At 63.2% G+C, this 20,459-nt stretch carries 20 protein-coding genes; 10 read left to right on the forward strand and 10 right to left on the reverse strand.

The genetic code is table 11. From position 1 onward, the window contains the following. Nucleotides 1-20: 20 nt before the first annotated feature. From pepN to BM408_RS14190, 3 genes are all read right to left on the reverse strand, one after another. Nucleotides 21-2,753, reverse strand: coding sequence for an aminopeptidase N (pepN, locus tag BM408_RS14180; protein WP_092130516.1), 2,733 nt, complete (start codon nucleotides 2,751-2,753; stop codon nucleotides 21-23). Between the two features lie 93 nt (nucleotides 2,754-2,846). Then, nucleotides 2,847-3,951 (reverse strand): peptide chain release factor 2 gene (gene prfB / locus BM408_RS14185; RefSeq protein WP_139237351.1). Its coding sequence is split into 2 segments (ribosomal slippage): nucleotides 2,847-3,869 and nucleotides 3,871-3,951, totalling 1,104 coding nucleotides; the frame shifts between segments, so codons are not numbered across the junction. A gap of 73 nt (nucleotides 3,952-4,024) precedes the next feature. Further along, nucleotides 4,025-4,960 carry an alpha/beta fold hydrolase gene (locus BM408_RS14190; protein WP_092130517.1) on the reverse strand — a complete coding sequence of 312 codons (936 nt, stop codon included), beginning with the start codon at nucleotides 4,958-4,960 and terminating at the stop codon, nucleotides 4,025-4,027. An 8-nt stretch (nucleotides 4,961-4,968) separates the two neighbouring features. Between BM408_RS14190 and BM408_RS14195 the strand changes: the two genes are divergently transcribed. Then, nucleotides 4,969-6,765 (forward strand): acyl-CoA synthetase, encoded by a 1,797-nt coding sequence (locus tag BM408_RS14195; protein WP_092130518.1) that lies wholly within the window; start codon nucleotides 4,969-4,971, stop codon nucleotides 6,763-6,765. Between the two features lie 101 nt (nucleotides 6,766-6,866). Here the strand turns inward: BM408_RS14195 and BM408_RS14200 are convergent, their stop codons facing one another. Continuing rightward, nucleotides 6,867-7,532 carry a YiaD family glycine zipper/OmpA-like lipoprotein gene (locus tag BM408_RS14200; RefSeq protein WP_092130519.1) on the reverse strand — a complete coding sequence of 222 codons (666 nt, stop codon included), beginning with the start codon at nucleotides 7,530-7,532 and terminating at the stop codon, nucleotides 6,867-6,869. A gap of 277 nt (nucleotides 7,533-7,809) precedes the next feature. Between BM408_RS14200 and BM408_RS14205 the strand changes: the two genes are divergently transcribed. The 3 genes from BM408_RS14205 to plsY all read left to right on the forward strand — a co-directional run bounded on the left by BM408_RS14205 (nucleotide 7,810) and on the right by plsY (nucleotide 10,133). Further along, nucleotides 7,810-8,871: an aldo/keto reductase gene (locus tag BM408_RS14205; protein WP_092130520.1), complete on the forward strand. Its 1,062-nt coding sequence runs from the start codon at nucleotides 7,810-7,812 to the stop codon at nucleotides 8,869-8,871. A 45-nt stretch (nucleotides 8,872-8,916) separates the two neighbouring features. After that, on the forward strand, nucleotides 8,917-9,429 hold the full coding sequence (locus tag BM408_RS14210) for an aminoacyl-tRNA deacylase (RefSeq protein ID WP_092130521.1): 513 nt from the start codon (nucleotides 8,917-8,919) through the stop codon (nucleotides 9,427-9,429). Between the two features lie 65 nt (nucleotides 9,430-9,494). Then, nucleotides 9,495-10,133: a glycerol-3-phosphate 1-O-acyltransferase PlsY gene (gene plsY, locus BM408_RS14215; protein ID WP_092130522.1), complete on the forward strand. Its 639-nt coding sequence runs from the start codon at nucleotides 9,495-9,497 to the stop codon at nucleotides 10,131-10,133. A gap of 28 nt (nucleotides 10,134-10,161) precedes the next feature. Here plsY and BM408_RS14220 read toward each other — a convergent pair whose 3' ends face one another. Both BM408_RS14220 and BM408_RS14225 read right to left on the reverse strand, forming a co-directional pair. Further along, nucleotides 10,162-10,836, reverse strand: coding sequence for a retropepsin-like aspartic protease family protein (locus BM408_RS14220; protein WP_254774817.1), 675 nt, complete (start codon nucleotides 10,834-10,836; stop codon nucleotides 10,162-10,164). Nucleotides 10,837-10,838: 2 nt separating this feature from the next. Then, nucleotides 10,839-11,324 (reverse strand): YajQ family cyclic di-GMP-binding protein, encoded by a 486-nt coding sequence (locus BM408_RS14225; protein ID WP_092130523.1) that lies wholly within the window; start codon nucleotides 11,322-11,324, stop codon nucleotides 10,839-10,841. A 57-nt stretch (nucleotides 11,325-11,381) separates the two neighbouring features. Here BM408_RS14225 and murB point away from each other — a divergent pair, with 57 nt between their 5' ends. Both murB and BM408_RS14235 read left to right on the forward strand, forming a co-directional pair. Further along, nucleotides 11,382-12,446, forward strand: a complete 1,065-nt coding sequence (gene murB, locus BM408_RS14230) for a UDP-N-acetylmuramate dehydrogenase (RefSeq protein ID WP_092130524.1) — start codon at nucleotides 11,382-11,384, stop codon at nucleotides 12,444-12,446. 39 nt (nucleotides 12,447-12,485) lie between these two features. Next, nucleotides 12,486-13,301, forward strand: a complete 816-nt coding sequence (locus BM408_RS14235; protein ID WP_254774818.1) for a glycine-rich domain-containing protein — start codon at nucleotides 12,486-12,488, stop codon at nucleotides 13,299-13,301. Nucleotides 13,302-13,355: 54 nt separating this feature from the next. Here the strand turns inward: BM408_RS14235 and argG are convergent, their stop codons facing one another. Continuing rightward, complete coding sequence (gene argG / locus BM408_RS14240) at nucleotides 13,356-14,693, reverse strand: argininosuccinate synthase (RefSeq protein WP_092130526.1); 1,338 nt, start codon at nucleotides 14,691-14,693, stop codon at nucleotides 13,356-13,358. Between the two features lie 36 nt (nucleotides 14,694-14,729). Then, nucleotides 14,730-15,056, reverse strand: a complete 327-nt coding sequence (locus BM408_RS14245; RefSeq protein ID WP_092130527.1) for a pyrimidine/purine nucleoside phosphorylase — start codon at nucleotides 15,054-15,056, stop codon at nucleotides 14,730-14,732. Between the two features lie 212 nt (nucleotides 15,057-15,268). Between BM408_RS14245 and BM408_RS14250 the strand changes: the two genes are divergently transcribed. After that, nucleotides 15,269-15,844 (forward strand): RNA polymerase sigma factor, encoded by a 576-nt coding sequence (locus BM408_RS14250; protein ID WP_092130528.1) that lies wholly within the window; start codon nucleotides 15,269-15,271, stop codon nucleotides 15,842-15,844. After that, nucleotides 15,844-16,623 (forward strand): anti-sigma factor, encoded by a 780-nt coding sequence (locus BM408_RS14255; RefSeq protein ID WP_092130529.1) that lies wholly within the window; start codon nucleotides 15,844-15,846, stop codon nucleotides 16,621-16,623. The genes BM408_RS14250 and BM408_RS14255 overlap by 1 nt, the downstream gene beginning before the upstream one ends. 97 nt (nucleotides 16,624-16,720) lie before the next feature. Here the strand turns inward: BM408_RS14255 and BM408_RS14260 are convergent, their stop codons facing one another. After that, the gene (locus tag BM408_RS14260; RefSeq protein WP_092130530.1) at nucleotides 16,721-17,440 is read right to left on the reverse strand and encodes a glycine zipper 2TM domain-containing protein; all 720 of its coding nucleotides are present in this window, start codon (nucleotides 17,438-17,440) and stop codon (nucleotides 16,721-16,723) included. Nucleotides 17,441-17,692: 252 nt separating this feature from the next. Then, on the reverse strand, nucleotides 17,693-18,037 hold the full coding sequence (locus BM408_RS14265) for an ArsC family reductase (protein WP_092130531.1): 345 nt from the start codon (nucleotides 18,035-18,037) through the stop codon (nucleotides 17,693-17,695). 89 nt (nucleotides 18,038-18,126) lie between these two features. Here BM408_RS14265 and pip point away from each other — a divergent pair, with 89 nt between their 5' ends. Beyond that, nucleotides 18,127-19,110 (forward strand): prolyl aminopeptidase, encoded by a 984-nt coding sequence (gene pip / locus BM408_RS14270; protein WP_092130532.1) that lies wholly within the window; start codon nucleotides 18,127-18,129, stop codon nucleotides 19,108-19,110. A 39-nt stretch (nucleotides 19,111-19,149) separates the two neighbouring features. Next, a complete protein-coding gene (gene folC, locus BM408_RS14275) occupies nucleotides 19,150-20,457 on the forward strand; it encodes a bifunctional tetrahydrofolate synthase/dihydrofolate synthase (RefSeq protein ID WP_092130693.1) in 1,308 nt (435 codons plus the stop codon). Nucleotides 20,458-20,459: the final 2 nt, after the last annotated feature.

Raw genomic sequence — 20,459 nt, forward strand, 5'->3', positions numbered from 1 at the left:
GTTTTTCCTTCAGTGCTTGTTCAGTCCGCCAGGGCGCGGGAGACCACTTCATGCGTGTCTTTGCTCAGATCTGTCTTGGCGGCAACACGGGCAATGGCTTCGCGGGCCGCGCTGCGGTAGGGCTCGGCCAGCTTGCTCCAGCGGTCCAGCGCGCGCGCCAGGCGGGCGGCCACTTGCGGGTTGATGGCGTCGAGCTCCATCACGCGGTCGCTCCAGAACACGTAGCCTGCGGCATCGGCGCGGTGGAAGGCGGCGGGGTTGCCCTGGCAGTAGGTGCTGATCACGCTGCGCGCGCGGTTGGGGTTGCGCAGGCTGAAGTCGCTGTGCTTCATGAGTTGCTTGACGGCGGGCAGGATGTTGCCGCCGCGGTCAGGCGCGCCGGCCTGCAGGCCGAACCATTTGTCGATGACCAGGGCTTCGTCCTTGAACATGGCGTGGAACAGGGGCAGCGCCTCGGCGGCCAGGGCGTGGCCGCTGGAGACCAGCGCCGCCAGCGCATTGAAGCGGTCGGTCATGTTGCCGGCGTCCTTGAAGCGCTGCAGGGTCTTGCCGGGCCAGACGGTATCGCCGCTGCTTTGCGCGGCCAGGCACAGGTAGGTCAACGCCATGCCCGCGAGCGCGCGGCGGCCGCTGGAGACCGGGTCGGGCGCATAGGCGCCGGTGTCGTGGTTGGCTTCGTACACGGCTTGCCAGTCTGCTGCGAGCGCCGTGGCCAGTTGCAGGCGCATGGCTTCGCGCACCGCGTGGATGCGCTGCGGGTCCACCACGTCCAGCTGCTCGGCCAGATAGGTCTCAGACGGCAGCGTCAGCACCAGTTCCTTGAACGCCGAGTCGAGCGAGGGGTGGCGCAGCACCTGACGCATCGCGTCAAGATAGGCATCGTCCAGCACTCCGACGGGTACGGGGCCTGCATGGCCAACGATGGATTTGATCGCGCGGGCCACCGCCAGGCGTTGCCCGGCCTCCCAGCGGTTGAAGGGGTCGCTGTCGTGCTCCAGCAGGTGCAGCAGCTGGGCGTCGGTGTAATTGAATTCCAGCACCACCGGCGCGGTGAAGCCGCGCAGGATGGACGGCACCGGCTCTGCATCGATGTTGACGAAGGTCATCGTCTCGCTTTGCTGCGTCAGCACCACGGTGCGCGTGCTGGCGGGGGACTGGCTTCCTTGGCTTTCACCGGCGAGCTGCAGCGGCAAATCCTGGCCGTCAGCACCCAGCAGGCCCAGGCCGATTGGGATGACAAACGGTTCCTTGACGGCCTGGCCTGCGGTCGGCATGCAGCTTTGCGACAGGGTCAGGGTGTAGGTGCGCGCGGCGGCGTCATACGCGCCTTGCGCATGCACGCGCGGCGTGCCGGCCTGGCTGTACCAGCGCTTGAACTGCGGCAAGAGGCGGGCCAGGTCCGACATTGGGTTGGCATCGGCAATGGCTTGTGCGAAGTCGTCGCAGGTCACGGCGTGGCCGTCGTGCCGTTCAAAATAAAGCGTCATGCCGCGGGCAAAGCTGTCACGGCCGACCAGGGTCTGCATCATGCGGACCACTTCGGCGCCTTTTTCGTAAATGGTGACGGTGTAGAAGTTGCTGATCTCGACATAGCTGTCGGGGCGCACCGGGTGGGCCATGGGGCCGGCGTCTTCGGGGAACTGGGCGGTGCGCAGCACGCGCACATCCTCAATGCGCTTGACGGCGCGGGCCGAGGCTTCACCGCACAGGTCTTGTGAGAACTCCTGGTCGCGGAAGACCGTGAGGCCTTCTTTCAGGCTGAGCTGGAACCAGTCGCGGCAGGTGACGCGGTTGCCCGTCCAGTTGTGGAAATACTCGTGGCCGACCACACTTTCGATGTTGGAAAAATCTACGTCGGTCGCGGTGGCCTGGTTGGCCAGCACGTACTTGGTGTTGAAGATGTTCAGGCCCTTGTTTTCCATGGCACCCATGTTGAAGTCGCTGGTGGCGACGATCATGAAGCGTTCCAGGTCCAGCGGCAGGCCGAAGCGGGCTTCGTCCCAGGCGACTGAATGCATGAGCGAAGTCATGGCGTGCTCGGTCTTGTCCAGGTCGCCCGGGCGCACGTAGACCTGCAGCGTGTGCTGTTTGCCCGCACGCGAGGTGATGCGCTGCTCTCGGCTGACCAACTGGCCGGCCACCAGGGCAAAGAGGTAGCTCGGCTTTTTGTGCGGGTCCACCCACTTGGCAAAATGCCGTGCGCCGTTGGGGCCGGGCTCCAGCGGGCCCTGGTCCACCAGGTTGCCGTTGGACAGCAGCACCGGGTACTGGGCCTTGTCGGCGCGCAGCGTCACGGTGTAGCTGGCCATCACGTCCGGGCGATCCAGGAAGTAGGTGATGCGCCGGAAGCCCTCGGCCTCGCACTGCGTGAAGAAGGAGTTGTTGCTGACGTACAGGCCCATCAGCTTGGTGTTTTTGGCCGGGCAGGTGGTGGTGAAGATTTCCAGCTCGAAGGGCTCGGCGCCTTCAGGCAGGTTTTCCAGCACCAGCTGGTTGCCTTCCATCTTGAACGAGGTGCCTTGGCCGTTGACCAGTACGCGCGCCAGGTTGAGCTCTTCGCCGTCCAGCTTTAGCGGCTGGGCCGGCACGTCCGGGTTGCGGCGCAGGCTCATCTTGTTGAGCACGCGCGTTTTCTGCGGGTCCAGGTCAAAGCACAGCTCTACCGTGTCTATCCAGTAAGCGGGCGCGACGTAGTCGGCGCGGTTGATCACCACGGCGGCCCCGGGGCCCGATCCATCAAGCATTTGCGGCATGGTTAATTCCTGAAAATCAAAATTTCACAACTTCCGGTGTGCGTTGAAAGGCGCGCATTCGCGCCCTCATACGCCATCACACGTCCTCAGTCCTCAAACGCCCTGCTTCAGCGAGGCTTCAATAAACACGTCAAGGTCCCCGTCCAGCACTTTCTGCGTGGCCGAGACTTCCACATTGGTGCGCAGGTCCTTGATGCGGCTGTTGTCCAGCACATAGCTGCGGATCTGGTGGCCCCAGCCCACATCGGTCTTGGTGTCTTCGAGCTTCTGCTGGGCTTCCTGTTGCTTGCGCAGCTCGAAGTCATACAGGCGCGAGCGCAAGCGCTTCCAGGCGACGTCGCGGTTGCTGTGCTGGCTGCGGCCGTCCTGGCACTGCACGACGATGCCGGTCGGGATGTGCGTCAGGCGCACGGCCGAGTCGGTCTTGTTGATGTGCTGGCCGCCGGCGCCGCTGGCGCGGAAGGTGTCGGTGCGCACATCGGCCGGGTTGATTTCGATCTCGATGGAGTCGTCGATTTCGGGGTAGACAAACACCGAAGCAAACGAGGTGTGGCGCCCGCCCGAGGAGTCGAACGGCGACTTGCGCACCAGGCGGTGCACGCCGGTTTCGGTGCGCAGCAGGCCGAAGGCGTATTCACCCTCGATCTTGATGGTCGCGCCCTTGATACCGGCGGTGTCGCCCGGGGATTCGTCCTCGACCGTGGTCTTGAAGCCCTTGCGCTCGGCGTACTTGAGGTACTGGCGCAGCAGCATGCTGGCCCAGTCGCAGGCTTCGGTGCCGCCGGCGCCGGCCTGGATGTCCAGGAAGCAGGGCAGGGGGTCGGCCGGGTTGTTGAACATCCGGCGGAATTCCATTTTTTCGACTTCAGTGGCGACCTTGGCGGCTTCGCCTTCAATCGTCTGCATGCCGGCTTCATCGCCTTCGGCTTTGGACATCTCGAAAAGCTCGGTGTTGTCGGCCAGCTCGGAGCTCAGGCGGTCAATGACGTGGACCACGTCTTCCAGCGACTTCTTTTCTTTACCCAGCTCTTGCGCGCGCTTGGGGTTGTCCCAGACTTTCGGGTCTTCCAGTGCGGCGTTGACTTCGTTCAGCTTGCGTTCTTTGGCAGGGTAGTCAAAGATACCCCCGAAGCTCGTTGACCCGGTTGCTGAGGTCTACGAGCTGGTTGCCGATGAGGTTGATGCGTTCTGCGTCCATGATGTTCTGTCCTGAAATGGTGATGGCCGCATTGGGCGGCGTAACCCGCTATTTTCTCATGACACAGGGGTCTTTAACCCAGAAAGCCCTCAATCAGTGTTGCCAGCTGTTCGGGCTGGTCATGGTGCAGCATGTGGCCGGCGTCCTGGATCACCGCCACCTGCGCCTGGCGCACCTGTTTGAGCCGCTCGTGGTACTCGGCCAGGGTGTACTTGCCCTGCCACCAGGTGGCCAGCGAATCGTCTGAGGCCTCAACCGCCAGGGTGGGCGCGGTAATGCAGCGGTAGATCTCCAGCGCCTCGTCGACGCGGTAGAGCTGGGCGCTGGTGATTTTGTGCGCGGCTTCGCCCAGAATTTGCCATTGGCCCGCCGCATCCGGACGCGCCCAGTGGCTGGCCAGCCAGCCGGCTTTGTCGGCCGACAGGCGCGGGTTGGTTTTCATCAGGCGGCGCGCCACCCCGGCCACATCGTCATAAGCCTTGAGCGCCAGTTCGCCGCGGTGCAGGGTTTTGAGCTCGTCTATCCATTTGGCATAGCGGCCGGGCGCCTGTTCGGGCTTGCTGGGCGGCAGGCCAAAGCCTTCCAGGTTGACCAGTTTGCGGATGCGCGCGGGCCGCACACCGGCATACAGCATGGCCACATTGCCGCCCATGCTGTGGCCGACCAGGTCGACGGGTTTGTCGCCTGCATAGTGATCAAGCAGAAAGTCCAGGTCGGCCATGTAGTCGGCAAACCAGTAGTTGTCAGCGGGGCTGCCTTCAGGGCCTGAGCCGGTGAGCCCAAAGCCGCGCCAGTCAGGCGCAATGATGGTGCGGCCTTGCGCGAAGGCGTCCGACAGGGCGTCCACCATGAACTGGTAAGAAGCCGCCACGTCCATCCAGCCATGCACCAGCACCAATGGCGGCAGCGCGGGGTTCGCACCTGTTGCGCTTTCCCATATGCGTACGTGGTAACCGAGCTTGCGAATAGGGACAAACTCGCTGCGGGAAGATCGTTTTTCTTTGTACATTGGTTGTCATGATAAAGAGACACGAAGCCAAGCGCAGTCAACACAGGGACAAGCCATCCCGCCCTGAAGCACAAGCCGATCACTACGCAGCTCTCCACGCCGGCTTTCACTGGCAGGTGGATGAACACTTCAACATCGCCGAGGCCTGCTGTAGCCGCTGGGCCCGCGCTGAGCGCGACAATCCGGGTGCTACAAAAAAAGTAGCGATCTACGCTCACCAATCGGGCGCTGCAACCGCTTTTCATACATACGAAGCGCTGCAGAAGGCCGCCGACGCGCTCAGCCATGTGCTGACGAATCTGGGCGTCAAGCGCGGCGACCGCGTGGCCATCGTGATGCCGCAGCGGCTGGAAACTGCGGTGGCTTACATGGCGGTGTTCCAGATGGGCGCGGTGGCCATGCCGCTGTCCATGCTGTTTGGGCCTGAGGCGCTGGAGTACCGGCTGCAGGACAGCGAGGCTGTGGTGGCTGTTTGCGATGAAAGCTCGATCGACAGCCTCCGTGCGATTCGCGGCAACTGCCCGGCTTTGCGCACTGTGGTGGCTGCGGGTACAGCCCGGGGCAAGGGCGATCTTGACTACGACACCGCGCTCGCGGCGCAGAAGAGCACGTTCACCGCCGTCAAAACCAAGGCCGACGAAGGCGCCATCCTGATCTACACCAGCGGCACGACCGGCCCGCCCAAAGGGGCGTTGCTGCCGCACCGGGCGTTGATCGGCAACCTGCCGGGTTTTATCTGCAGCCACAACTGGTTTGGTTTCGACGGCAAGACCAACATGAAGTCGGACGCCGTTTTCTGGTCTCCGGCAGACTGGGCGTGGACTGGGGGCTTGATGGATGCCTTGCTTCCCAGCCTCTACTTCGGCCGGCCCATCGTCGCCTTCAACGGCCGCTTCAGCCCCGAACTGGCCTTCAGCTTGATGGCGGAGCAGGGCGTGACGCACACCTTTTTGTTCCCCACGGCGCTCAAGGCCATGATGAAGGCCTATCCCAAGCCCCGTCAGCACTTCAAACTCAAACTCGAAGCCATGATGAGCGCCGGTGAAGCAGTGGGCGACGCAGTGTTTGCCTACTGCCAGGAGCAATTGGGCGTGACCGTCAACGAGATGTTCGGCCAGACGGAGATGAATTACGTCGTCGGCAACTGCAGCCGCCTCTGGCCCGCACGCCCGGGCAGCATGGGCAAGGCCTACCCGGGCCATCGCGTGGCGGTGATCGACGACGAAGGCAATGAATGCGCGGTGGGCGTGCCCGGCGATGTGTCGGTGAACCGTTATGACATCCACGGCGACCCCGACCCGATTTTCTTTTTGGGCTACTGGAAAAAAGACCAAGCCACCCGCAGCAAATTTACCGGCGACTGGTGCCGCACCGGCGACCTGGCGCGCCGCGACGCCGACGGCTACCTCTGGTACGAGGGCCGCGCCGACGATGTGTTCAAAGCCGCCGGCTACCGCATCGGCCCCGGCGAAATCGAAAACTGCCTGGTCAAACATGCCGCCGTCGCCAACGCCGCCGTCGTGCCAAAGCCGGATCGCGAGCGCGGCGCCGTCGTCAAGGCCTATGTAGTGCTTGCTCCTGATTTGGTAGCTGCCCGCGCCCGTCATCCGGGCGGCACGGCCCGATTTGATGAGGAGCTGACAGCGCAGCTGCAAGCCCACGTCAAAACCATGCTGGCGCCCTACGAGTACCCCAAGGAGATCGAATTCATCGACGCGTTGCCGATGACAACGACCGGCAAGGTGCAGCGCCGTGTACTGCGATTGCAGGAAGAAGAGCGCTTTAAAGCACAGTCAGCAACCTGACGCAGCCAATAAAAAAGCACCCGATGGGTGCTTTTTTATTTCCAGCAGGCGCCGTGGAACTGGCTTGGCCAGGTCACAAGCGCCGGCAGGGGGTGTGCAACTTATCTAGCTGCTACTTGTTCGGCCACATAGATTTCAACCCGGCGGTTCTTGTCGCGGCCTTGCTGCGTGTTGTTATCGGCCACCGGCTCGCGCGAGCCGCGGCCATCGGTAGCGATGCGGGTGCGGGCCACGCCGCGGCTGACCAGGTAGTCACGGGCGGAGTCGGCACGGTCTATCGACAGCGGGTTGTTGATCGCGTCGGAACCGGTGCTGTCGGTGTGACCGATGATGGTGACGGTGGTGACCGGGTTCTGGTTCAGGCTGGTGGCGAACTGATTCAGGATGGGCGCGAAGTTGGGCTTGATGGCCGAGCGGCCCACGTCAAACGACACATCGCTGGGAATGTCCAGCTTCAGGCGGTTGTCGGTGGTCTGGCTGACGGCCACGCCCGTGCCAACGGTCGCGCGCTCCATGGCGGCCTTTTGTTCCTGCATTTTCTTGGACCAGATATAACCGCCGCCGGCGCCGACCGCGCCGCCCAGCACCGCGCCCGTGGCCGCGCCCTTGGAGCCGCCTGTGGCCGCGCCCAGCAGCGCACCCGCTACGGCGCCAATGCCCGCGCCCTTGGCCGTGTCGGACTGGGTTTCGCTCATGTTGGCGCAACCGGAGAGGGTCAGGGCGACAAGCACCGCGCTGGTGATGGATGTGATGGTCAGTTTGTTCATGAAAATGCTCCTCGGGAAAGATTGGACGGTATCGTTTTGAAATTGTGTTGATGAATTTAGGATTCAGCCACGAGCGGATTAAATCGCTGGTGTGTGAATGCTAGGCAGGCAATTGGTGAGCAGTTGTAAGACAAGGGCCCGAATTGGGCTTCCAGCAAGCCGCGTTCAGAGCCCTTAAACTAGCCGTTTCGTGAACTCCGTCACACGGCCTTTTCATTGACGCAACAGCGGTTTTCTCCCCGCTCACCCCTCCTACTTCCTCCAAACCGGCATTCCCATGAACAAAGTCCAACTCGGCTCCAGCGACCTGCACGTGACACCCATTTGCCTGGGCACCATGACATTCGGTGAACAGGTGGACGAAAAAACCTCCCACGCCATCCTGGATCGTTCACTGGAGCGCGGCGTCAATTTCATCGACACGGCAGAGATGTATTCGGTGCCGGCGCGCGCCGAGACCTGCGGCTCGACCGAAACCATCATCGGCAACTGGTTCGCCAAAAACCCTTCTGCACGCAGCAAGCTGGTGCTCGCAACCAAGGTTGCCGGCCCTTCGCGCGGCATGCCCTGGGTGCGTGAAGGCAGCGGCATGACGGCCAAGGACATCGTGGCCTCCTGCGACGCCAGCCTGAAGCGCCTGCAGACCGATGTGATCGACCTGTACCAGATTCATTGGCCGGAGCGCCATGTGCCCGCTTTCGGCGCGCTGTATTACAACCCCGCGCAGGAACGCTCTGCCACCCCTATTCACGAGCAACTGCAGGCCCTGGGCGGGCTGGTAAAGGCCGGCAAGGTGAAAGCCATTGGCCTGTCGAATGAAACGCCTTATGGCGTGCACGAGTTTGTGCGCCTGGCCGAGCAGCACGGCCTGCCGCGCGTGGCCGCCGTGCAAAACCCGTATTGCCTGATCAACCGCACCGTCGAAAACGGCCTGGACGAAACCATGCACCGCCTAAATGTGTCGCTGCTGGCTTATTCGCCACTGGGCTTTGGCTTGCTGACAGGCAAATACGACGAATCAGGCACCGAAGGCCCGAACGCCCCCAAGGAAGCGCGCATTGCCAAGTTCGAGTCGACCCGCAAGCAGCGCTGGGGCCGCCCCGAAGCGCTGACCGCCGCTCGCCGCTACAACGCCCTGGCGCGCGACAACAAGCTGACGCCGACGCAACTGGCGCTGGCGTTTTGCTATACCAAATGGCAGGTGGCCAGCACCATCATCGGTGTGACTTCGGTTGCACAGCTGGATGAGGACCTGGATGCATGGGGCACCAAGCTGTCCGCTGAAGTGCTGGCAGAAATCGACAAAATCCGTTGGGAAACGCGCGACCCGGCACTGTGAGGCCAGGCAGTCACGCGAGGCGAGCGGTAGTGGGGGAATAGTTGGATGGGGAAAAAAGACCACGTCAGCGAAACGCCGGCCACTGCCTTGCTGAAAGCCAACAAGGTGGCTTTCACCGAACACCCCTACGAGTACCTCGAGCACGGCGGCGCCCAGCACAGCGCCGAGGTGCTGGGGTTTGATCCCTTCACCGTCGTCAAGACGCTGGTCATGCAGGACCAGGACGCCAAGCCGCTGCTGGTGCTGATGCACGGCAACCGCAAGGTGTCGACCAAAAACCTGGCGCGGCAAATCGGCGCCAAATCGGTGGAGCCCTGCAAACCCGAAGTCGCCAACCGCCACAGCGGTTACCTGGTGGGCGGCACATCGCCTTTCGGCACGCGCAAGGCCATGCCTGTCTTTATTGAAGAGAGCATCCTCGCCCTGCCCAAAATCGCCATCAACGGCGGGCGGCGTGGCTACCTGATCGGTATTGACCCGCAGGTGTGTGTCACATTGCTGGGTGCAAAATCGGTGAACTGCGCTTTAAGTTTGGACAACGCGGCAGGCTACGGCTGAAGCCGGCCACCGCTGCAACGACGCAACGACAATAACGAATAACGACGACAACGAGGAAGACTACTGTGAACTACGCCTATTCCATCGCAGCCACGCTGCTGGCCTATCTGCTCGGCTCGCTGTCATTTGCAGTGATTGTGAGCAAGGGGATGGGGCTGAAAGACCCACGCAGCTACGGCAGCAAGAACCCGGGCGCCACCAACGTGCTGCGGTCGGGCAGCAAGGCCGCCGCCATCACGACGCTGCTGCTGGACGCCCTGAAGGGCTGGCTGCCGGTGGTGCTGGTCAAGTGGTTTGGTGCTGACTACGGCCTGGGCGACGGCACGGTGGCCGCTGTAGGTTTTGCGGCCTTTCTGGGGCATCTGTATCCGGTGTTCTTCCAGTTCAAGGGCGGCAAGGGCGTCGCCACGGCGGCGGGCGTGCTGCTCGGCGTGAGCTGGGTGCTGGGCCTGGCCACGCTGCTCACCTGGGTGATCGTGGCCTTCTTTTCACGCTACTCCTCGCTCGCATCGCTGGCCGCGGCGGTGTTTGCGCCGTTTTTCTACCTGCTGGGCGACCGCGAAGCCTGGTATGTCGACAAAGCCATTCTCATCGTGATGATCGCCATCAGCGCCCTGCTGATTTACCGGCACCGCGAAAACATCAGCAAGCTGCTCAAAGGCACAGAGTCCAAACTGGGCGGCTCAAAGCAGGCGGCCAAGTAGGGCGATTGGGCGGAGCCTCAATAGCGCCTCAATAGCGCTTGTCCAGCGTCATCAGGTTGTTTTCGCGCTTCATCTGAAAACGCGATAAAAAACTGTTGCCCAGCAGCAGGAAGGGCATGGGCTGCGGGATAACCACGGCGTCCACATCGAACACCTCGACGTCACCCACACGAACCGAGTTGAGTTTGATGCGGTAGCCTGTTGTGGTGCCGTTGGCCGTCGACATGCGCACGGGTTGCCCGTCCTGGTATTTGATGCCGGCGCGCTCGGCATCTGAGGCCCCCATCGCAATGCTGGTGGCGCCGGTGTCGACCATGAACTGCACGGCTTTTCCGTTGATCTGGCCGGCCGTCATGAAATGCCCACCGCCGCTTTCGGTGATGGTGATGCGGGTGCCGCGCCCGGCTGAGGCCGTGCTGCCGCCGGAGTTCACAGGGGCGTCACCCACTCGCAGTGTGCGTCGTTTGCCGTCCTGCTCGATGACGGCCTGATCGCCGGTAATGGAGACGATTTTCACGCCCTGGTGGCTTTCACCCGGCGCGACGCTTTTGGGCGTACTGCCATTGACCACCAGCAAGGCCTTGTTGCCCATCATGCCGGCCAGCGCGACAGACTGGACGTCCGCTTGCTGGCTCAGGCCCGGCACCGGCAGCAGTGCGCACAGCAGCAGCGCTGCGCCACACAAGGCATGTGTGCGGCCCATGGTCAGTCGCGGAAGTTGTTGAAGCTGAGCGGAAAGTCGCTGATCTCGGCGCGGATCATGGCCATCGCGGTCTGCAGGTCGTCGCGCTTGGCGCCGGTCACGCGCACCGCGTCGCCCTGGATAGAGGCCTGCACCTTGACCTTGCTGCCCTTGATGAGCTGCTGGATTTTCTTGGCCTGCTCGGCTTCGATGCCGTTACGCACCTTGGAAACCTGCTTGACCTTGTCGCCGCCGATTTTTTCGGCCTTGCCGATATCCAGGAAGCGGATGTCCACGCCGGCCTTGGTGAGCTTGTTGCGCAAAATGTCGTTGATCTGGTCGAGCTGGAAGTCACTGTCGCCGATCAGCGTGATGTCTTTTTCCTTCAGCTCGATCGATGCGGAGGTGCCCTTGAAATCGAAGCGCGTGGCGATTTCCTTGCCGGTGTTTTCCACGGCGTTTTTGACCTTGACCAGATCGGCTTCAAGAACGGTGTCGAAAGAGGGCATGGTGCAGGTCTTTGCTAGGGGTGTAAGGGCGGGCGCCGGGGTGAGACAATCCTTCGGATGTTAGTCGAGAAAAACGTTCCGCTCCAGCATTCCAACAGCTTTGGCATCGTGGCCAAGGCCCTGAACCTGGTCCGGGTGGCCGATGAGGGCAGCATTGCCGCCGTCCTGCAGGATCCGGCCCTCAACGCCGCGCCCAAGTTTGTGCTGGGTGGCGGCAGCAACATTGTGCTGACCGGCGACGTCAAGCCCTTGGTGCTCAAGGTCGAAATCATGGGCAAGCGCTTGCTCCGCGAAGACGCCAAGGCCTGGGTCATCGAGGCCGGCGCCGGTGAAAACTGGCACGATCTGGTGACCTGGACGCTGCAAAACGGCTACCCCGGGCTGGAAAACCTGGCCTTGATCCCCGGCACGGTGGGCGCGTCGCCGGTGCAAAACATCGGCGCCTATGGGGTGGAGCTGCAAGACCGCTTTGAGTCGCTGGACGCCGTCGACCTGACCACCGGCCAGACTTTCACCCTCAATGCCGCGCAATGCGCCTTCGGCTACCGTGATTCGGTGTTCAAACATAGCAGTTCAGTGCCCGGCCCGGGCGGCCATGGCTTCGGGCTGGAAGGCAAGGCGCTGATCACCCGGGTGCGTTTTGCCTTGCCCAAGGCCTGGAAGGCGGTGCTCGGCTATGCCGACATCGAGAAAAAAATGCAGCAAATGGGTGTGCAGGCGCCTGATGCCATGCAGATTTATGAATGGATCTGCGAGATCCGCAAAGCCAAGCTGCCCGACCCGCAGGTGATAGGCAACGCCGGCAGTTTTTTCAAAAACCCCACGGTATCGCCCGAGCAATGCGCCGACATCATCCAGCGCGAGCCCAAAATCGTTCATTACCACCTGGCCGACGGCTCGGTGAAGCTGGCCGCGGGCTGGCTGATCGACGCCTGCGGCTGGAAAGGAAAATCCATAGGCAACGCCGGCGTGTACGAAAAGCAGGCGCTGGTGCTGGTCAACCGGGGCGGTTCGGCCGACCCCGTCACCGGCGGCGAGGTCATGACGCTGGCCAAGTCGATCCAGACCAGTGTGTACGAACGCTTCGGCATCCTGCTGGAGCCAGAGCCGGTGGTGGTCTGAGGCATGGCGCGGCTGGGCGATACCTATAGAGGGCCGCGTATGCCGCTTTGGCGCCGGTTGGTGCTGCGGTATTCGGCTTCCACCGCCGCCAAGTTGGCCTTCACCGCCGTCTGCATCGTGCTAGCCGTGTTTTTTGCAGGCTGGCGCCCGCCGGCCGTGGTCATTGTTACGGCGGTGGGCTTGTTCGCCGTCATGGGCATGGCCGGTATTTGGGCGAGCCGCGAACGCAGCCGCCTCGTGCGTGAAGCGCCGCTGCCCAACTTTTTGAAGCACAAGCTGGTAGCCGCCTACCCGCACCTCACCCTGCGGGACGCCGAACTGGTCGAACGCGGCCTGCGCCAGTTCTTCATCGCCTGCCAGCGCAGCAAAGGGCGCTTTGTTGCCATGCCGTCCCAGGTGGTCGACAGCATGTGGCATGAATTCATCCTGCACACCTCGGCCTACCGCGAATGGTGCCATCTGGTGGTCGGACGCTTTATCGACCATGTGCCGGCCGAAGTGCTGGGCCGCAAGGCATCGACCAACGACGGCCTGCGCCGCACCTGGTTCTGGGCTTGCCGTGAGGAGTCGATCAATCCCAAAAAGCCGAGCCGCCTGCCCTTGCTGTTTGCCCTGGACGCCAAGTTTGCGATACCCGGCGGGTTTGTGTACCTGGCCGATTGCAAGGGCGTGCGCCGCGACGGCGCACAGGCACAGGCCTATTGCGGGGAAAGCTTTTCAGACGGCAGCTACAGTGGCGACGGCGACGGGTTTGGCGGCAGTCATTCCTCCTCTCCAAGCGGCGGCTGCGGTAGCAGCGGGGATGCAGACGGCAGCAGCGGATGCGGCTCCGGTTGCGGCGGAGGCGGTGATTGAGTCTTCCAGGAAAAAAGCCGCCCAAGGGCGGCTTTTTTTGCGGGGCGGACTGGCTTATTCGCCGGTTTTACCCAGTTGCGGAATGGCCGCGCCGGGCTCCAGCGATAGCAGGCCCGAACGCGTGTAAATCCCCAGCTTGTCACGCGTATCCACGATGTCCAGGTTGCGCATGGTCAGCTGGCCGATGCGGTCGGCCGGCGAGAAGGGCGCGTCCTCGACTTTTTCCATGCTCAGGCGCTCGGGCTTGTAGGTCAGGTTGCTTGAGACGGTGTTGAGGATGGAATAGTCGTTGCCGCGGCGCAGCTCGACTGTGACCTCGCCGGTGACGGCGCTGGCCACCCAGCGCTGGGCGGTTTCGCGCAGCATGATGGCTTGCGGGTCGAACCAGCGGCCCTGGTACAGCAGGCGGCCAAGCTTGCGGCCGTTGTCGCGGTACTGCTCGATGGTGTCTTCGTTGTGGATGCCGGTGACCAGGCGCTCGTAGGCGATGAACAGCAGCGCCAGGCCCGGGGCTTCGTAGATGCCGCGGCTCTTGGCTTCGATGATGCGGTTTTCGATCTGGTCGCTCATGCCCAGGCCGTGGCGCCCGCCTATGCGGTTGGCTTCCAGGATCAGCTCGACCATGCTGCTGAAGGTTTTGCCGTTCAGCGCCACAGGCCGGCCTTCTTCAAAGCGCACGGTGACTTCCTCGCGCTTGACTTCGACTTCGTCCTTCCAGAAGGCCACGCCCATGATGGGGTTGACGATCTTCATGCCGGTGGAGAGTTCTTCCAGGTCTTTGGCCTCGTGCGTGGCGCCCAGCATGTTGGAGTCGGTGGAGTAGGCTTTTTCGGCCGACATCTTGTAGCCGAAGCCGGCCTTGGTCATGAAGGCCGACATCTCGGAGCGGCCGCCCAGCTCGTCAATGAAGAGCTGGTCCAGCCAGGGTTTGTAGATTTTCAGGTCAGGGTTGGTCAGCAGGCCGTAGCGATAAAAGCGCTCGATGTCGTTGCCCTTGAAGGTGCTGCCGTCGCCCCAGATGTTGACGTTGTCGTCTTTCATCGCCGACACCAGCATGGTGCCCGTCACCGCACGGCCCAGCGGCGTGGTGTTGAAGTAGGTCACGCCGGCGGTGGTGATGTGGAAGGCGCCGCTTTGCAGCGCGGCAATGCCTTCGGCGGCGAGCTGGCTGCGGCAGTCGATCAGGCGGGCTTTTTCGGCGCCGTACTGCATGGCCTTGCGCGGGATTTCGTCGTAATCAGGCTCGTCGGGCTGGCCCAGGTTGGCGGTGTAGGCGTAAGGGATCGCGCCCTTGAGCTTCATCCAGTGCAGCGCGGCGCTGGTGTCTAGGCCGCCCGAAAAGGCGATGCCGACTTTCTGGCCGGCGGGAAGGTTCTGGAGGATGGTGGCCATGGAATTTGTCCTGGGAATGAATGCGTAATGAGGGGATCAGCCGAAGTGGCAGATGTAGTGGTAGGCGGCTTCGCCGGCGGCTACCCGGATGTCGAATTTGGCGTTGCCCGGCACGCTGAATTTTTCACCCGCCGAAGACTTGACCCAGCTATCGCTGCCGGCGAGCTTGTATTCGCAGGCGCCGGCCACGCATTCCATGATTTCGGGCGCGCCGGTGTTGAAGGTCAGGGTGGCGGGGAGGATCACGCCCACCGACTTTTTGGTGCCGTCGGCGAAGGTGATGCCGTGGCTCACGCATTTGCCGTCAAAGTACACATTGGCCTGGGTGCTGACGCTGACGTTGTCGATTTTTTCGGTAGGCATGAAGGTGCTGAGGGTGAAAAAAGGTGAAGAGGGCTTGTTTCGCAGGGGCCTGCGGGGCGCCCAAACCGCTGATTTTAGGTCACCGGGGCCTTCTGCCGCGCCCCCTGTGAATCCGTTTGGGCGTGCGCGGCGTATTTGCTGCATACCTTGCCGCGTTTTGGCTGTGTTTTCGCAATGTTTTCGATTAGCGGCCGATAGCTCACAATGTCTCCATGAAACCAGAAAGCCCGGATATTCAATTGATAGCCCTTATTGACCGAGTGGCCCAAGCCGATGAATCGGCCCTGCGCGAGCTGTACGAGCTGACCTCGTCCAAGCTTTACGGCGTCGCGGTGCGTGTGGTGACCAACCGCGAATGGGCTGAAGACGTGCTGCAAGAGGCTTTTCTCAATATCTGGCGCATTGCCGGCGACTACAAATCCACACTCTCGCCGCCCATGGCCTGGATGGGGTTGGTGGTGCGCAGCCGCGGCCTTGATTTTTTACGGCGCCGGGCCTCTGACCGCGCCGACCTGATGCAGGAACTTGACGACGTGATCTCCGACACCGTGGCGGGTGACTCGCCCAATCCGATGGACACCACGCAGGCCAGCGAGCAGGCCTGGGCCCTGCACCAGTGCCTGGGCCAGCTGGAGCACAAACAGCGCGAGGTGGTGAGCCTGGCGTATCTGCGAGATTTGAGCCATGGTGAGCTGGCTGAGCAGTTGAAGCTGCCACTGGGTACGGTCAAAACCTGGATCAGGCGCGGACTTGAACAGCTACGCGGCTGCATGGCGAGGTTCGCGTAATGAATCTCCAGAACAACCCCTCCCTGATGGATCAGCTGGCGGCCAGCTACGCGCTAGGCACGTTGCGCGGTGGCGCGCGCCGCCGCTTTGAGGCGCTGGCACGCGACAACGCCCCCCTGCGCGCTGCGGCGCTGGTCTGGCAAGGCCGCCTGGCATCGGTGGCTGAGCTGCAGCCGCAGGAGGCGCCCAGCCCGGTGGTCTGGAAACGCATTGAAAACCTCGTCAAGGCTGATAAAGAAGCGCGGGCCATGCAGGCCGCGCGGGCTGCTTCGGCGCCGGCTGCCGCAGGCGGCTGGTGGTCCAGCCTGGGCCTGTGGCGCGGCGGTGCCGCGGCGGGCGCAGTGGCTACAGTGGCGGCAGTTATCGTCGGGCTGAATGTGAACGGCCGGTTGAGCGGGCAGGTCAGTGAGCTGACGGCCAAGCTCACAGCCACGCCCGAGATCGAATACGTCGCCGTGCTGACAGACGACAAGGCGTCGGCCTCGCTGCTGGTGACTTTTGATCCCAAAAACAAGACGCTGGCGCTCAAGCGTGTCGGCAACTTCCGCGAGCAGCCTGACAAGTCGCTGGAGCTGTGGGCCTTACCGCCAGGCGTGGCGCCCAAATCGCTGGGTGTGATGAGCGCAGACCCGGTGATGCGCCTGACCGCCGCCGGCACCGACATGCGGCAGGTTCCGACACTGGCGATCACGCTGGAGCCCAAGGGCGGCGTGCCGCCGGGCAGCGGGCCGACCGGGCCTGTCCTGTTCAAGGGCGCGCTCATCGAGACGCCGAAGTAAGGACCGTCTATTCGCCACCATCGTGGCGGACAGCAAAAAGGGGCGTTACCAACGCCCCTTTTTTATGGATCAACCGGATCCGTGCACTCAGGTGGATTTAGCGCCAGTGACGGTGGCCATAACCCCGGCTGTAGCCAAAGTTCAGCGACAGGCCGATAGGGGCGTAATAGGGCTGGTAGTAGGGGCGGGGGTAGTAGGCCGGGTACACCACCGCAGGCTGCACATAGGTGGGCTGGACATACGTGGGTTGCACATAGGTTTGCGGCTGCTCATAAGGCTGCACGTAAGTTTGCGGCTGGGGCTGGGGCGCCGACTGGAAGGTTTGCGGCGCAGGCGCCATGGCACCAACCGGCGTGACCTGCAGGCGCACATACTGGCCTGGGTCATTGGCCATCTGGGTGTTGTACTGCGTGCCCTGGTATTCGTAGACCACGTTGTAGTGGCTGGGGCGGTTTTCGTAATAGGTCTGAGTCGTGCATTGCTGCATGTTCTGGACCTGGGTGTTGCTGCCCTCGATGCGGTCGCCAATCATGGCGCCACCGACCAAGCCGATCACGGTAGCCACTGCGCGGCCGCCACCGTTGCCGATGGCGTTACCGGCTGCGCCGCCGGCCAAGGCGCCCATCAGCGCACCGGCGCCTGAGTTGGGGGACTGCGTGATGACGGGCTGGTTGCTGCACACCTGGCGCGGCACCGCCACTTGCTGGACCACCGGCGTGCTGGAGATCACGCGCGCCAGGATGTCCATGGCGGAGGCGGGCACGGCCGCAAAACCGGCTGCTGCGGCGAGTGTGGAGAGGACAAGTGCTTTTTTCATGATTCAAACCCTTTTCAGCAAATGGCTGAAGTTGCGCCGCCGGATGAGCGAAACCGTGGTGCGGATGGCACTTCGGCGGCAAACCCAATTTTAATAAGTCAGACTCATTTTGGGGCGTGGAGTTCGGTAAATCGGCGGTAAAGCTGCCCAGAGGGGGATACAGGGGAGAAAAACCACGAAATCCGGGTGAAAGTAGGCCTCAAACGTGACAAAAGGCACATGGCCGGTCGCTCAGGCGTTTCTGCTCGTTTCTCAAACGCGCGCAGCCCAGGCCTCGGCGTTAAACCCGACCGTGATGCCATTGCCCCAATCCACCACCGGGCGCTTGATGACGCTGGGGTTGGCCAGCATCAGTGCCTGCGCGCTGGCGCTGTCATGCACGCCGGCCTGCGCGGCCGCGTCGAGCTTGCGCCAGGTCGTGCCCTGGCGGTTGAGCACCTTCTCCCAGCCGGCTGCCTGCGCCCATCGCGCGAGCTGCTCAGGTGGAACGCCTTGTTTTTTGAAATCGTGAAACTGGTAGTCCACGCCGTGGTCGCCAAGCCAGGTACGGGCCTTTTTGACTGTGTCGCAATTGGGGATGCCGTAAAGAATGATCATGCGATGATTCTGGCAGATGCCGGGCGCCCGCGCCCTGTTTGTCCCCTGTTCGCCACCTGTTCGCGCCAACACTTCACGGATTGCCTTTCATGACCGCTGCTTCGGCCCCGCTTGCGCCCACCGATTCCTCGCAAACTGTCCTCTATCCGCCCATCGAGCCCTTTCGCACCGGCGTTCTTGAAACCGGTGACGGCCATTCGGTGTACTGGGAGCTCTGCGGCAATCCCGAGGGCAAGCCGGCGGTGTTTTTGCACGGCGGGCCCGGCGCGGGCTGCTCGCCGGAGCACCGCCGCCTGTTCGACCCCGAGCGGTATTGCGTGCTGCTCTTCGACCAGCGCGGCTGCGGCCGTTCACAGCCCAGCGCCTCACTGGAGAACAACACCACCTGGCACCTGGTGGACGACATCGAGCGCCTGCGCACCTTGCTGGGCGTGGAGCGCTGGCTGGTGTTTGGCGGCTCCTGGGGCAGCACGCTGGCGCTGGCCTATGCCCAGGCCCATGCTGCGCGGGTATCCGGACTCATCTTGCGCGGCATCTTCGCGCTGCGGCGCGCCGAGGTGCTGTGGTACTACCAGGAAGGGGCCTCCTGGCTGTTTCCTGATTTGTGGGAGAGCTTTCTGGCGCCCATTCCAGAAGCCGAACGCGGTGACCTGATGGCCGCCTACCGCAAGCGCCTGGTGGGCACCGACCGCGCGGCGCAACTGGCCGCCGCCCGCGCCTGGAGCCTCTGGGAGGGCCAGACCATTACGCTGCTGCCTGACCCGGCTTTCACTGCGCTGCACGGCGGCGATGATTTCGCGCTGGCCTTTGCCCGCATCGAAAACCATTACTTCGTGCACGAAGGCTGGCTTGAAGAAGGCCAACTGATCCGCGACGCGCACAAGCTGGCCGGGATTCCGGGCGTCATCGTGCAAGGCCGCTACGACGTGGCCACGCCGGCCAAAACCGCCTGGGACCTGCACCGCGCCTGGCCCGAAGCGGATTTCCAGCTGGTTGCCGATGCCGGCCATGCGTTTAACGAGCCCGGCATCCTGCGCCGCCTGGTTGCAGCCACAGACCGCTTCGCCCGCTAAGCCCAGGGTTTTGGGCCCTGCGCGACAATGTTCGGCTCTATGCAAAATTTGAAAACTCTTGACGACTGGCTCGCCTACTGCGAGCACCTGCACCCCGTCGGCATCGACATGGGCCTGGCCCGTATCAGCGCTGTGGCCAAACGCATGGGCCTGGCTTTTGACTGCCCCATCATCACCGTCGCCGGCACCAACGGCAAAGGCTCGACCTGCGCGATGCTGGAAGCCATCTTGCTGCAGGCTGGCTACCGCACCGGCGTGTTTACCTCGCCGCATCTGGTGCATTTTGAAGAGCGTTGCCGGGTGCGCGGCGATATCGTCAAGGCACCCGACCTGGTCACCCAGCTCGCGCGTGTCGAGGTGGCCCGCACGCAGGGCGAGGCCATCTCGCTCACCTACTTTGAATTCACCACCCTGGCCATCCTGCAACTGCTGGCTGATGCCAAGCTGGACGTCGTCATCCTGGAAGTCGGCCTGGGCGGGCGGCTGGACGCCGTCAACATGCTGGATGCCGATTGCGCGGTGATCACCAGCATCGACCTGGACCACATGGAATACCTGGGGCCTGACCGCGAAAGCATAGGCCGTGAAAAAGCCGGCATCATGCGCGCCGGCAAGCCGGTCATCGTGAGCGACCCGGTGCCACCGCAAAGCATCATTGACCACGCTGCGGCGGTGGGCGCCGACTTGTGGCGCTTTGGCGCCGATTTCAACTTCTCGGGCGACAAGCAGCAATGGGGCTGGGCAGGGCGCGGGCGGCGTTATGCAGGGCTGGCCTATCCGGCACTGCGCGGCGCCAACCAGCTGGTCAATGCCTCGGGCGTGCTGGCGGCGCTGACGGCCCTGCGTGAGCGCCTGCCGGTGACGGCCCAGGCGGTGCGCAACGGCCTGTCGATGGTCGAGCTGCCGGGGCGCTTCCAGATCGTGCCCGGCCAGCCCACGCTGGTGCTGGACGTGGCGCACAACCCGCATTCGGTGGCCGCACTGGCCGCCAACCTGGACGCCATGGGCTTCTACCCCTGCACCCACGCGGTGTTTGGCGCCATGGCCGACAAAGACCTTGCCCCCATGCTGGCGCGGATGGGGCCGCTGATCGACAAGTGGTATTTCACCGATTTGCCGACGCCCCGGGCCGCATCGGCAGCCGATTTGCAGGCGAGGTGGACGGCCGCAAATACCCGGCCTGACGCGGCGGCCGGCACCTACCCATCCCCCGAAGCGGCGCTGGAAGCGGCGGTCAAGGCCGCGACCCCCGCTGATAGAATTGTCGTGTTCGGCTCGTTCTACACGGTGGGCGGCATTTTGAAGGACGGCGTGCCGCGTCTTTCGGCCCCGCACCTCGCCCCCTGAAG

Source organism: Polaromonas sp. YR568 (assembly GCF_900116715.1).
GTDB lineage: Bacteria > Pseudomonadota > Gammaproteobacteria > Burkholderiales > Burkholderiaceae_C > Polaromonas.